This is a genomic window from Sulfitobacter sp. TBRI5 (assembly GCF_051013555.1).
In the GTDB taxonomy this organism is placed as follows: domain Bacteria; phylum Pseudomonadota; class Alphaproteobacteria; order Rhodobacterales; family Rhodobacteraceae; genus JL08.
Window position 1 is genome coordinate 3,511,374 of record NZ_CP112884.1, and the last position, 12,860, is coordinate 3,524,233.

Annotated in this window: 15 protein-coding genes; 11 read left to right on the forward strand and 4 right to left on the reverse strand. The window is 58.2% G+C overall.

Going from position 1 to position 12,860, the window contains the following annotated elements; genetic code table 11:
• Positions 1-11 precede the first annotated feature (11 nt).
• From bcp to OLX72_RS17535, 4 genes are all read left to right on the forward strand, one after another.
• Complete coding sequence (gene bcp / locus OLX72_RS17520) at positions 12-473, forward strand: thioredoxin-dependent thiol peroxidase (RefSeq protein WP_433990481.1); 462 nt, start codon at positions 12-14, stop codon at positions 471-473.
• On the forward strand, positions 473-1,285 hold the full coding sequence (locus OLX72_RS17525) for a ferritin-like domain-containing protein (RefSeq protein ID WP_433989215.1): 813 nt from the start codon (positions 473-475) through the stop codon (positions 1,283-1,285). The genes bcp and OLX72_RS17525 overlap by 1 nt, the downstream gene beginning before the upstream one ends.
• Positions 1,286-1,471: 186 nt before the next feature.
• Positions 1,472-2,800, forward strand: coding sequence for a DUF5930 domain-containing protein (locus OLX72_RS17530; protein WP_433989216.1), 1,329 nt, complete (start codon positions 1,472-1,474; stop codon positions 2,798-2,800).
• Positions 2,790-3,302 (forward strand): bactofilin family protein, encoded by a 513-nt coding sequence (locus OLX72_RS17535; RefSeq protein WP_114869930.1) that lies wholly within the window; start codon positions 2,790-2,792, stop codon positions 3,300-3,302. Before OLX72_RS17530 ends, OLX72_RS17535 begins: the two co-directional genes overlap by 11 nt.
• 91 nt (positions 3,303-3,393) lie before the next feature.
• On the opposite strand, the gene OLX72_RS17540 is transcribed toward OLX72_RS17535, so the two are convergent.
• Both OLX72_RS17540 and OLX72_RS17545 read right to left on the reverse strand, forming a co-directional pair.
• A complete protein-coding gene (locus OLX72_RS17540) occupies positions 3,394-3,936 on the reverse strand; it encodes a peptidylprolyl isomerase (RefSeq protein WP_114872217.1) in 543 nt (180 codons plus the stop codon).
• 127 nt (positions 3,937-4,063) lie between these two features.
• Complete coding sequence (locus OLX72_RS17545; RefSeq protein ID WP_114869929.1) at positions 4,064-4,570, reverse strand: peptidylprolyl isomerase; 507 nt, start codon at positions 4,568-4,570, stop codon at positions 4,064-4,066.
• Positions 4,571-4,693: 123 nt separating this feature from the next.
• On the opposite strand from OLX72_RS17545, the gene OLX72_RS17550 reads away from it, so the two are divergent.
• The 6 genes from OLX72_RS17550 to OLX72_RS17575 all read left to right on the forward strand — a co-directional run bounded on the left by OLX72_RS17550 (position 4,694) and on the right by OLX72_RS17575 (position 11,174).
• The gene (locus OLX72_RS17550; RefSeq protein ID WP_433989217.1) at positions 4,694-5,884 is read left to right on the forward strand and encodes a phosphoglycerate kinase; all 1,191 of its coding nucleotides are present in this window, start codon (positions 4,694-4,696) and stop codon (positions 5,882-5,884) included.
• A 113-nt stretch (positions 5,885-5,997) separates the two neighbouring features.
• Complete coding sequence (locus OLX72_RS17555) at positions 5,998-6,891, forward strand: fructose bisphosphate aldolase (RefSeq protein ID WP_433989218.1); 894 nt, start codon at positions 5,998-6,000, stop codon at positions 6,889-6,891.
• A gap of 142 nt (positions 6,892-7,033) precedes the next feature.
• Positions 7,034-7,333, forward strand: coding sequence for an FtsB family cell division protein (locus OLX72_RS17560; protein ID WP_114869926.1), 300 nt, complete (start codon positions 7,034-7,036; stop codon positions 7,331-7,333).
• Between the two features lie 127 nt (positions 7,334-7,460).
• The gene (pdhA, locus tag OLX72_RS17565; RefSeq protein WP_114869925.1) at positions 7,461-8,450 is read left to right on the forward strand and encodes a pyruvate dehydrogenase (acetyl-transferring) E1 component subunit alpha; all 990 of its coding nucleotides are present in this window, start codon (positions 7,461-7,463) and stop codon (positions 8,448-8,450) included.
• A 21-nt stretch (positions 8,451-8,471) separates the two neighbouring features.
• On the forward strand, positions 8,472-9,851 hold the full coding sequence (locus OLX72_RS17570; RefSeq protein ID WP_114869924.1) for a pyruvate dehydrogenase complex E1 component subunit beta: 1,380 nt from the start codon (positions 8,472-8,474) through the stop codon (positions 9,849-9,851).
• A 12-nt stretch (positions 9,852-9,863) separates the two neighbouring features.
• Positions 9,864-11,174, forward strand: coding sequence for a pyruvate dehydrogenase complex dihydrolipoamide acetyltransferase (locus OLX72_RS17575; protein WP_114869923.1), 1,311 nt, complete (start codon positions 9,864-9,866; stop codon positions 11,172-11,174).
• An 80-nt stretch (positions 11,175-11,254) separates the two neighbouring features.
• On the opposite strand, the gene cysE is transcribed toward OLX72_RS17575, so the two are convergent.
• Positions 11,255-12,064 (reverse strand): serine O-acetyltransferase, encoded by an 810-nt coding sequence (gene cysE / locus OLX72_RS17580; RefSeq protein ID WP_433989219.1) that lies wholly within the window; start codon positions 12,062-12,064, stop codon positions 11,255-11,257.
• Positions 12,065-12,151: 87 nt separating this feature from the next.
• Between cysE and OLX72_RS17585 the strand changes: the two genes are divergently transcribed.
• Positions 12,152-12,490: a TraR/DksA family transcriptional regulator gene (locus OLX72_RS17585; RefSeq protein ID WP_254684746.1), complete on the forward strand. Its 339-nt coding sequence runs from the start codon at positions 12,152-12,154 to the stop codon at positions 12,488-12,490.
• Here the strand turns inward: OLX72_RS17585 and OLX72_RS17590 are convergent.
• Entirely contained in the window at positions 12,471-12,737 is a 267-nt protein-coding gene (locus OLX72_RS17590) for a hypothetical protein (RefSeq protein ID WP_433989220.1), read from the reverse strand. The genes OLX72_RS17585 and OLX72_RS17590 overlap by 20 nt on opposite strands.
• Positions 12,738-12,860: the final 123 nt, after the last annotated feature.

The window sequence follows — 12,860 nt, forward strand, 5'->3', positions numbered from 1 at the left end:
TGGAGCTTGAAATGCCCGATCTGTCCGACACCGCCCCCGATTTTACCCTGCCTGCCGGTCAGGGGCATGAAATCACCCTGTCAGCGCTGCGGCCCGCGCCGGTCGTGCTGTTTTTCTATCCGCGCGATGATACGCCGGGATGCACCAAGGAATCCATCGGCTTTTCGGAATTGATGCCCGCGTTCGAACAGGCGGGCGTGCAGGTCGTTGGCGTGTCCAAGGACAGCATTTCCAGCCACGAAAAATTCGCGACAAAGCGCAATTTGACCGTCCCGCTTCTGTCGGACGAACACGGACAAGTTTGTGAAGATTACGGCGTCTGGAAAGAAAAGAACATGTACGGCAAAACCTATATGGGTATTGAGCGCACAACCTTTCTAATCGACGGGAATGGCAGGATCGCGCGCGTCTGGCGCAAGGTCAAAGTGCCCGGCCACATGGAAGAGGTTCTGGAAGCGGCGCGCGCGCTGTGATGCGCCCGCTTGCCGAAATGGCAGTGGCAGTTCTGAACACTGCGGACGGGCGGGAAAAAACCGCTCTGTCCCGCGGTTTTGCCGCCGAATGGTTTGCCGCAAGGGCGCAGGATACAGCGCCCGACATCGGGCGCGCCAACCCACCCGATCACCCGGCCCGCCCTGACACACCGCAACTGGTCGCGCCGCGCGATGTGCCCAAACGCCGCCCCGGCACACCCGAAGGGCGTATTGCCCTGCTGCATGCCGTGGCCCATATCGAACTGAACGCGGTTGATTTGCACTGGGATGTGATTGCGCGGTTCACCGACACGCCGATGCCCATCGGATTCTATGATGACTGGGTCAAGGCGGCAGATGAAGAAAGCAAGCATTTCAATCTGATGTGCGATTGCCTGGAAGAATTGGGAAGCCACTATGGTGCGCTGCCTGCCCATGCCGGCATGTGGCGCGCGGCCGATGATACGGCAGATGACCTGTTCGGGCGGCTGGCAGTTGTTCCCATGGTGCTCGAGGCGCGCGGACTGGATGTGACACCGGGCATGATCAAGCTGTTCGAACAGGCCAAGGCCGACAGCGCGGTCAACGCCCTGAACACCATTTATGCCGAGGAGGTCGCGCATGTGGCCTATGGATCGAAATGGTTCCATTTCCTGTGTGGACGCCACGAAAAAGACCCCAAAGTCGCCTTTCACGCGCTGGTACGGCAATATTTTCATGGCTTGCTGAAGCCGCCCTTTAACGAAGAAAAACGCGCGGAAGCCGGAATTCCACCTGATTTTTACTGGCCGCTGACCGAAGAACTCACCTGAAAGTTGCGTTCCAAGCCCTTGCTATCGGCGATTTCTTGCCGGATCGGCATGAATCGACCGGCTGAAAAGGCGCAATTGGCCAACTGACTTGCCCAATTGGAAACGGCTGGCTAAGCACCTTGGAAGGTGCCGTTATCCCCCAGAGGCGACGGACCACCGCCATTGGGATGGGACAAGGATAACAGGGTGAGAACGCGTCTCGCAATTCGCATACATGCGATTCTTGAACACTATTTTCCGGAACGCCGGCTGTTTTTGAAATCGGATACCGACACCCGGTTCATCCGTCTTAAATCCGGCACACAGGTTCTGGCATTCGCCGGAAGCGCGGCGATCATCGCCTGGGCCATCGTTGCAACCGCCATTTTGCTGATGGACAGCATCGGATCGGGCAATTTCCGCGAACAGGCCAAACGCGATCAGCGCACCTATGAGGCGCGGTTGAATGTTCTGTCGGGACAACGCGATGCCCGCGCCGACGAAGCGCTGGCCGCACAGGAACGGTTCAACGCGGCACTGGACCAGATATCGGTCATGCAATCCGAACTTTTGTCTTCGGAAACGCGCCGCCGCGAGCTGGAAACCGGGATCGAGGTGATCCAGACGACATTGCGCCAGACCATGCAGGATCGTGAAGCGGCCCGCGCGCAAGTGACGGCCCTGGAAGACCAGACAGAAAACGTTGCGGCACTGGTGGCGGCCAATCCCGGCGCAATCGCACCAACCGAATTGCTGGCCACGGCACTTGCCGAAACGGCAAAAGAACGCGATCAGGTTATCGCCGATGCAGAGGATGCATTGATCAAGGCGGATGAAATGGCGTTTCAGATCGCCCTGATGGAAGAGCAGAACGACCAGATTTTCCGCCAGCTGGAAGAAGCCATGACAGTATCCGTGGCCCCGCTGGACAAAATGTTCCGCGCCGCGGGCTTGCCGACAGATCGTATCATCGAACAGGTCCGGCGCGGCTATTCCGGTCAGGGCGGCCCCCTGACCCCGCTGTCGTTCTCGACGCGCAGCGACGAACTGTCGCCTGACACGATGCGCGCGAACCGGCTTTTGAACCAGATGGATCAGCTTAATCTTTACCGGATCGCCGCGCAGAAAGCGCCCTTTGCCACGCCGGTCAAATCTGCCTTCCGATTCACCAGCGGCTACGGCTATCGCCGTGACCCGAAAACCGGCGGTAGGCGCATGCACAGCGGCGTTGACTTTGCGGCAAGCATAGGCACGCCGATCTATTCAACGGCGGACGGTGTTGTGGTGCATTCCGGATGGTCCGCAGGATATGGTCGTCTGGTCAAAATACGGCATGAATTCGGAATTGAAACGCGCTACGCGCACCTGTCGAAATTGCGGGTAAATGTTGGTCAAAGGGTCTCGCGCGGGGAACGTATTGGTGATATGGGAGCGTCTGGACGTGTTACAGGTACTCACTTACATTACGAAGTCCGTGTAGGCGACAAAGCCGTCAACCCAATGATCTATATCAAGGCTGCAAACGATGTTTTCTAAAAGCAAAATCAACGAACCCGGCCCAAAGGCCGATACCGCAAAACCTGCAGCTCCGGAAGCGCCTGCAAGTTCCCAGAACCAGAACGAGTTCAAGGCGTCGGCCCCGAAGGCCAAGCCGCCCGCATCGGTTCTGTCGGCGGATCTGCATGTCACCGGCAACATGAAAACAACCGGAGACATCCAGGTTGAAGGCACTGTTGAAGGGGATATCCGCGCCCATCTTCTGACCATTGGCGAAACCGCGACCATCAAAGGCGAAGTGATTGCCGACGATGTTGTGGTCAATGGTCGCATCGTGGGCCGCGTGCGCGGCTTGAAAGTGCGCCTGACATCGACAGCCCGCGTCGAGGGCGACATCATCCACAAGACAATCGCGATCGAAAGCGGTGCGCATTTCGAAGGGTCTGTCCAACGTCAGGACGATCCGCTGAACTCGGGCAAATCCGCCCCCGCGCCCACCCCGCCGTCGGCGGCACCCGCGCAGGCTGCGAAAAGCTCTTAAGCGACAGAACACCCCATAAGAAAAGGCGCCGGGCATTGCATGCTCCGGCGCCTTTTTTGTTCCTGTCAGGGCGGTTGATCGCCCGTTGTGATTATTGCACGACGCGCACGGCCTGCATCACATCGGGCTGACCGGTGACAGCACCGCTTTGCCCCGATCCGCGTTTGATTGCATCCACCACATCCATCCCGTCGGTAACGCGGCCAATTACCGTGTACTGACCGTTCAGGAAATGCCCCTGATCGAACATGATGAAGAACTGGCTGTTGGCGCTGTCAACGCTTTGGCTGCGCGCCATGCCAACGATCCCGCGGTCAAACGGCACTTCGGAAAATTCGGCCAGAATGTTTCCGCGCTGTGATCCGCCCATGCCGGCGTTGCGCATATCCTGACCCAGCTTGCCAAATTCCACGTCACCGGTTTGCGCCATGAAACCTTCGATGACACGATGGAAGACAACATTGTCGTATTTGCCCTCCTGTGCCAGCGCGACGATCTGCGCGGTATGCAATGGCGCGATGGTTTCGGCCAGATCAATGGTGATCACACCGTTGGACTCTCCGGCGACGGCAATCTGAAGATAGGGGCCGGGCTGGTCCCAATCCACGGCCGCCCCCGGTTTGGGTTCCGGCATATCAACCGAGCCTTGCGATGCAATCACCGGACCGGCATCCACCGCGACGGGGCCAGCGCGCAACACCATGAACATCAGAATGATCCCGACGCCTGCGCACAGGAACATGCCCAGCCACAGAAATGTCTTACGCATCTGACGCGACCTTGACGCTGACCATCCGGTCGGGGTTTGCAGGTGGTTCGCCTTTTACGATGGCGTCGACATGTTCCATGCCCGAAATCACCCGGCCATAAACGGTGTACTGGCCGTTCAGGAAATGGTTGTCCTTGAAGTTGATGAAAAACTGGCTGTTGGCGCTGTCGGGGTTGGCAGAACGCGCCGCGCCCAATGTGCCGCGATCATGGGGCAGTTTGGAAAACTCGGCAGGCAGATTGGGCAGATCGGAACCGCCGGTTCCGGCCGAACGCAGATTGAACCCGGATTCCATATTGCCATTCGCCACATCGCCGGTTTGCGCCATGAAGCCATCAATCACGCGGTGGAAACAGACGTTGTCATAAGCACCGCTGCGTGCCAGTTCCTTCATGCGCTCGGCATGTTTGGGGGCCACATCGGGCAGCAATTCGATTGTGACGGTTCCGTCCTTCAGTTCCATCAGAATTGTGTTTTCGGGGTCTTTTATCTCGGCCATCGGGCGCTCCTGTACTTGGGTTTGGCATTTACCTATGCCGCGCAGCCCCAATTGCCAAGTGTCCCATTGACGAACGTGGCAAATGCCGCAAAAACCGGCCACCAAAGGGATCGGAGACAAAGCATGAGCTGGAAAACACTGGATGACATGGAGCTTGGTGGAAAGCGCGTGTTGATGCGCGTCGATCTGAATGTTCCATTTGAAAACGGCGTAGTGACGGATGATACGCGGATCCGGCGGCTTGTGCCGTCAATCTCGGATGTGCTGCGCGCGGGTGGCAAGCCGGTTCTGATGTCACATTTCGGACGCCCCAAGGGCGCAGCAGATCCGGCCCTGTCGCTGCAACAGCTGGTGCCCGCCTTGGAAACCGCCTTTGGCGTCCCGGTCATGTTTGTGGCCGATTGCCGTGGCCCGGCGGCCGAAGCGGCCGTGGCCGCCCTGCCCGATGGCCAGATCCTATTGCTTGAAAACACCCGGTTCTATGACGGGGAAACCAAGAACGATCCCGATCTGGCCGCTGAAATGGCGCGTTTGGGGGATGTCTATTGTAACGATGCATTTTCAACCGCGCACCGCGCGCATGCATCCACCGAGGGGGTGGCGCGTTTGCTGCCCGCCTGTGCCGGCAGGTTGATGCAGGCCGAATTGCAGGCGCTGGATGCAGCACTTGGTCAGCCCCAGCGCCCTGTTGTGGCTGTGGTGGGGGGCGCAAAGGTATCAACCAAACTGGAACTGCTGGGCAATCTGACGACCAAGGTCGATTACCTGGTGATCGGTGGCGGCATGGCCAACACCTTTCTGGCCGCGCAGGGCAAAGAGATCGGCACATCACTGGCCGAACGCGATATGACCGACACCGCGCGCGAGATTCTGGAAGACGCCAGGACGGCGGGATGCCGAATTATCCTGCCCGTCGATTTGGTTGTGGCCCAGAACTTTGCCGCACATGCACCGCACCAGACAGTTCCGGCGGATGCCTGCCCCGCCGATGCCATGATTCTGGATGCCGGACCGGATACCGTCGCCCTGATTGCGGGCACGTTCGAACAGGCGCGCACCCTGATCTGGAACGGCCCGATGGGCGCGTTCGAACTGCCCCCCTTTGATGCGGCCACGAATGCTGCCGCACAAAAGGCCGCTGATCTGACCAAGGCCGGTCAACTGGTGTCGGTGGCGGGTGGTGGCGATACGGTTGCCGCGCTTAATCAGGCCGGTGTCTCGGCCGATTTCACCTATATCTCGTCCGCGGGCGGAGCGTTTCTGGAATGGATGGAAGGCAAGACACTGCCCGGTGTGGCTGCGTTAATGGCCTGACACAACGGCAACACTGTGTTCGCGCTAACTGAATTGCAACGCTCCGCGCAACTGCCTATTGAATGTCTTTAACCGGAAATCTTATTTCAAACGAGTATTGGGTAACGTCAGACATGCCAGACCAGAAACAGACAGATCAGATCCGCAGCGGCAAAGGCTTTATTGCAGCACTGGACCAAAGCGGCGGATCAACACCCAAGGCGCTGGCGTTGTACGGTATATCGGAAGATGCCTATTCCGGTGACGCGCAAATGTACGACCTGATCCACGACATGCGCACCCGGATCGTCAACGCGCCCGCCTTTACCGGAGAACGCATTCTGGGCGCCATTCTGTTTGAAAACACGATGGATCGTGAAATGGGCGGCAAGCCCACCGCGCATTATCTGTGGCAGGATCGCGGTGTTGTCCCGTTTCTGAAGGTCGATAAGGGCCTGATGGACGAAGCTGACGGCGTGCGCCTGATGAAACCGATGCCGGGATTGGACGAACTGCTTGCGCGCGCGGCCAAGGGCGGCATTTTCGGCACCAAGATGCGTTCGGTCATCGATGCGGCCTCGGCCACCGGCATCCGCGCCAACGTGGCCCAACAGTTCGAGATCGGCAAACAGATCATTGCGCATGGACTGGTGCCGATCATCGAGCCCGAAGTCACGATTTCGATCACGGACAAGGGCGCCGCCGAGACCATCCTGCGGGACGAGATTCTGGCCCAGCTTGATGCGCTGCCTGACGGGGGCGATGTGATGCTGAAACTGACGCTGCCCGAGGTTGCGAACCTGTACAAGCCGCTGGTGGATCACCCGCGCGTGCTGCGGGTTGTCGCGCTTTCGGGCGGGTATTCGCGGCAAGAGGCAAACGCGCGTCTGGCCCGCAATAGCGGCGTGATCGCCAGCTTTTCGCGTGCGCTGACCGAAGGCCTGTCTGCCCAGCAATCCGACACCGAGTTCAACGATACGCTCAACGCGACAATCCAAAGCATCTATGATGCGTCGGTTGCCGGCTGAAGCACGGCGCAGATGCCCCGAAAACACGGCAAGCCTTTGCTTGTCTTAATTTTTTGACAATTAGGGGATTCACAACGCGAATCGCCTGTGCCATAGTGCATTTACCGTCCGGCAAGAGACGTTTTCGTAGGCAGTATATTCAGTGACACGCGCATCCCGCCCCGCCCTTGGCGTTCTTATCTTTTTCGCAATCTCGTTTGCTTTGTGCATCTATTTTACCTTTGCAGCAGTGCAGGGTGATTTCGGATTGTTCCGTCGCGCCGAAATCGTGGCCGAGGCGGATCATCTGAAGGTTGAACTGGCGAAACTGCAACTGGATGTCGCGCGGATGGAAAACCTGACGCTGCGCCTGTCCGACACCTATCTTGATCTTGATCTTCTGGATGAACAGGCGCGTTCCGTTCTGGGCCTGTTGCGTCCCGATGAAATCGTGATCCGCTAAGGACTGCGTAACCTCTTAAGTGCGATGAAGTGACGGCGCGTCATATTGGCACTCGCGTCTTAATCCTGAATCCGTTATTAGATAGTTTAACGCTAAACTATTTGTGCAGATAAGGGAGAGCGCAGCCATGGCCGCCCGAAAAACAACAAAGAAACCAAACGTTTCCACCGAGGAACTGAAAGCCTATTACAAGGATATGCTGCTGATCCGGCGATTCGAAGAAAAGGCCGGACAGCTTTACGGCATGGGTCTGATCGGCGGTTTCTGCCATTTGTACATCGGGCAAGAGGCCGTTGTCGTCGGGCTTGAGGCCACCGCCAAGGAAGGCGACAGCCGTATCACAACCTACCGCGATCACGGCCATATGCTGGCTTGCGGAATGGACCCGAACGGCGTGATGGCCGAATTGACCGGACGCATCGACGGCTATTCCAAGGGCAAGGGCGGTTCGATGCACATGTTCAGCAAAAACAAACGCTTTTACGGCGGTCACGGCATTGTGGGCGCGAACGTTCCCCTGGGCGCAGGTATCGCCTTTGCCGACAAATATCGCGGTACCGACAATGTGACGTTCACCTATTTCGGCGATGGCGCTGCCAACCAAGGGCAGGTCTATGAAACCTTCAACATGGCGGCGTTGTGGGAATTGCCGGTGGTTTTTGTCATCGAAAACAACCAGTACGCCATGGGAACATCACAGAAACGCTCGACCTCGTCGCCCGATATCTATCATCGCGGCGAAGCGTTCGGCATTCCGGGCGATATGGTTGATGGCATGGATGTTCTGGCCGTCAAGGAAGCCGGCGAGAAGGCTGTGGCGCACTGCCGCGCCGGTAAAGGCCCCTATATTCTTGAAATCAAAACCTATCGCTATCGCGGCCATTCGATGTCGGATCCGGCCAAGTACCGCACCCGCGAAGAGGTTCAGAAAATGCGCGACGAGCGCGATCCTATCGAACAGGTTCGCGAGCTTCTGCTGACCGGCAAACACGCCACCGAAGACGATCTGAAAGCAATCGACAAAGAGATCAAGGCGGTGGTCAACGCCTCGGCCGAATTCGCAAAAACCAGCCCCGAGCCCGATCTGGACGAGCTCTGGACAGATATTTACGCCTGAAGGGCCGAGGAGGATTAAGCAATGGCAACCGAAATTCTGATGCCCGCCCTTTCACCAACGATGGAAGAAGGCACATTGGCCAAATGGCTGGTCAAAGAAGGCGATACCGTCAATTCCGGCGATATTCTGGCCGAGATTGAAACCGACAAGGCCACGATGGAGTTCGAGGCGGTCGACGAAGGCGTGATCGGCAAGATTCTGATCGAAGAAGGCAGCGAAGGCGTGAAAGTGAACACCGCCATCGCCGTTCTGCTGGAAGAAGGCGAAGATGCGTCGGCGATACCCGACAGCGCATCCGCCGCAGAAGAAGAGGCGCCAAAGGCCGAAGAACCTGCAAAAGAGTCGGCCCCGGCAAAGGCCGCCACCCCTGCCCCGGTTCCCGCCGCCGATCTGACACCGGACTGGCCCGAAGGCACCAAGATGAAAACCCAGACCGTGCGCGAAGCGTTGCGTGACGGCATGGCCGAGGAAATGCGGCGCGACGAAGACGTGTTCCTGATGGGGGAGGAAGTCGCCGAATATCAGGGGGCCTACAAGATCTCGCAGGGGATGCTGGACGAATTCGGTGCCAAGCGCGTGATCGACACCCCGATCACCGAACACGGGTTCGCCGGGATCGCCACTGGTGCCGCCTTTGCCGGATTGCGCCCGATTGTGGAATTCATGACGTGGAATTTCGCCATGCAGGCGATTGATCACATCATCAATTCGGCGGCCAAGACACTGTATATGTCCGGTGGCCAGATGGGCGCGCCGATGGTGTTCCGCGGCCCCAACGGTGCCGCCGCACGGGTGGGCGCGCAGCACAGCCAGGATTACGCCGCATGGTACATGCAGGTACCCGGCCTCAAAGTGGTGATGCCCTATTCCGCATCCGACGCCAAAGGGTTGATGAAAACCGCCATCCGCGACGACAATCCGGTGGTATTTCTTGAAAACGAAATTCTTTACGGTCGCACATTCGATGTTCCGGATCTGGATGATTACACCGTTCCTTTCGGCAAGGCCCGCATCTGGCGCGAAGGCAGCGATGTCACCATCGTCAGCTTTGGCATCGGCATGACCTATGCATTGGAAGCGGCCGACAAACTGGCCGCAGAAGGTATTTCCGCGGAAGTCATCGATCTGCGCACCCTGCGCCCGATGGACACCACCACCATTCTGAATTCGGTGATGAAAACCAACCGCTGTGTCACCGTCGAAGAAGGCTGGCCCCAAGGATCGGTCGGAAATTACATCAGTTCGGTGATCATGCAGCAGGCATTCGATTATCTTGATGCGCCCGTGGTCAATTGCACCGGCAAGGATGTTCCGATGCCCTATGCCGCCAATCTTGAAAAACACGCGCTGACCACGACAGACGAAGTGATCGCCGCCGTCAAACAAGTCACCTACCGGTAAGGAGCGCGCAACATGCCTACAGAAATCCTCATGCCCGCCCTCAGCCCGACCATGGAAGAAGGCACATTGGCCAAATGGCTGGTCAAGGAAGGCGACACAGTCTCTTCCGGCGATCTGCTGGCCGAGATTGAAACCGACAAGGCCACGATGGAATTCGAAGCCGTGGACGAAGGGATTGTCGGCAAGATCCTGGTGGCCGAAGGCAGTGAAGGGGTCAAGGTCAACACCCCGATCGCGGTTCTGCTGGAAGAAGGCGAAAGTGCCGATGATATCGACACATCGGCCCCGGCCAAAGCGGAAGCTGCCGATGCTGCGCCGGAAAAAGATGCGCCCGCCGACTCTGAGTCCGCAGCGCCAGCCGCAGCACCGGCAGCCCCGACAACATCTGACGGCTCGCGCGTTTTTGCATCCCCACTTGCCCGTCGCATTGCAGCCGACAAGGGTCTGGACCTTGCCGATATCTCGGGCTCTGGTCCGCGTGGCCGGATCATCAAGGCGGATGTCGAAGATGCCAGTGCGCCCGCCAAATCCAAGGCCCCTGCTGCGCCTGCGCAGGCTGCGGCGTCTGCCGCACCCGCTGCCATGGCATCCGGTCCGTCGGCCGATGCGGTTGCGAAAATCTACGCGGATCGCGACTATGAAGAGGTTAAACTGGACGGCATGCGCAAGACCATCGCCGCCCGCCTGACCGAAGCCAAACAATCGATCCCGCATTTCTACCTGCGCCGCGATATCAAACTTGATGCGCTGCTCGCCTTCCGAGGCCAGTTGAACAAGGATCTGGAATCGCGCGGCGTCAAACTCTCGGTCAACGATTTCATTATCAAGGCCTGCGCCCTCGCGCTGCAATCGGTGCCCGATGCCAATGCGGTCTGGGCCGGTGACAGGATGTTGAAACTGAAACCGTCCGATGTGGCCGTTGCCGTCGCGATCGAAGGCGGGTTGTTCACGCCGGTTCTGCGCGATTCAGAGATGAAATCGCTGTCCGCTCTTTCGGCCGAAATGAAAGATCTTGCCACCCGTGCGCGCGATCGCAAACTTGCCCCACATGAATATCAGGGCGGCAGTTTCGCCATTTCCAACCTTGGCATGTTCGGCATCGACAATTTCGATGCGGTGATCAACCCGCCGCATGGCGCGATCCTTGCCGTTGGCGCCGGTGTGAAAAAGCCGGTGGTGGGCAAAGATGGCGAACTGTCCGTGGCCACGGTCATGTCGGTGACATTGTCAGTCGATCACCGGGTGATCGATGGCGCGCTTGGGGCGCAACTCTTGCAGGCCATCGTCGACAATCTGGAAAACCCGATGGTCATGCTCGCCTGATCTTCTTCTGTTTGAAAATATCCAAAAAAAAAGCGCAGCCACTGGCTGCGCTTTCTACGTTTCTCTCATGGCGTGATCCGTCAGGGTTTCACCCCGAACATCTGGTCCATCGATACCGATGGCTGGTCACATCCTGCTTCGCCAACGATCTTGGCCGGAATGCCGGCCACAGTCTTGCAGGGAGGAACGTCCTCCAACACGACCGATCCGGCGGCAATCCGGCTGCAATGACCGATCTTGATATTGCCCAGCACCTTGGCCCCTGCTCCGATCAGAACACCGTTGCCGATTTTCGGATGACGGTCTTCCTCTTCCTTGCCGGTGCCGCCCAGCGTCACGGAATGCAGCATCGATACATTGTCACCGACCACGGCGGTTTCACCGATGACGATGGAATGGGCGTGGTCAATCATGATGCCGCGCCCGATCTGTGCCGCCGGATGGATATCAATGCCGAAAATCTCGGATACGCGCATTTGAACGAAATACGCCAGATCGCGTTTGCCATGTTGCCACAGCCAATGCCCGATACGGTAGGATTGCATCGCCTGATACCCTTTGAAGAACAGGATTGGCTGCAAAAACCGGTGGCAGGCGGGATCGCGTTCATAGACGGCCATCAGATCGGCACGTGCCGCGGCGACCAGTTCGGGGGATTCGGCATAGGCGTTATCCGCAATCTCGCGCAGGATTACCTGCGACATTTCATTGGACGACAGCTTGGCCGCAAAGCGGTAGGACAAAGCCTTTTGAATGGATTTATGGTGCAAAATACAGGCATGGATCAGGCCGCCCATCAGCGGCTCGTCGCGCACCGCGTCCTGTGCTTCTTTTTTTATCCGGTCCCATACCGGATCCACACTTGCCAGTTTTGTCCGCGTCTCGGCCATCACATCATGTCCTTTTCCTGCACATATGATATATCACCTAAAGGCAAAAAACGAAATTGCAATCCCGTGATGGGGTCCATCCGAAACATGAATGACACCCGGCGCGAAAGTTACCGCACCCTGATCGAAACCCGACTGGCTGATCTTGCGCAGGAAGACGCGCTTGGTCAGGACGCGCAGGCCGTTGTCACATTGGATCAACAGGCCGTCGGGCGGCTGAGCCGGATGGATGCGCTGCAAGCGCAGGCCATGGCCAAGGCACAACAGTCCCGCCGCACGCAGTTAAGCAGCCTTTTGCACGCCGCCTTGCGCCGGCTCGACAGCAACGAATTCGGCTATTGCGATGATTGTGGCGAAGAGATTGGCGAAAAGCGCCTGATGCTGAACCCGACTGTCACCCGGTGTATCAGTTGCGCGTCTGGCTGATGCGCCAGTCGACCAGCGCGCGCAACACCAGTTCCATGCAGGCACAATAGCTATCATTGTCAAAATCCGGTTCCGGAGCAAGCGGATGCGCGCGCGCCGCCGCCATCAGCGATCCGTTTCCCCAGAACGGATGCACCCGCCCTGTGCGCGCACGATGGCGGTCGGCCAGTTCCGACAATGCGGTTCTGGCCATCGCCACAAGCGCATCGTGTCGGGCAATTTCGTCATCCGGGGTGTTCACTGTCATATGGCATCATACCTCTCAGGCGTCATGATCCCCGCACAAGAGACACGAAAAAAGGCCGCCAGATTTTCATCTGCCGACCCGTCTGTCATGTCTTCTGTCATGTCTTCCAGCTTGCAGTAAATA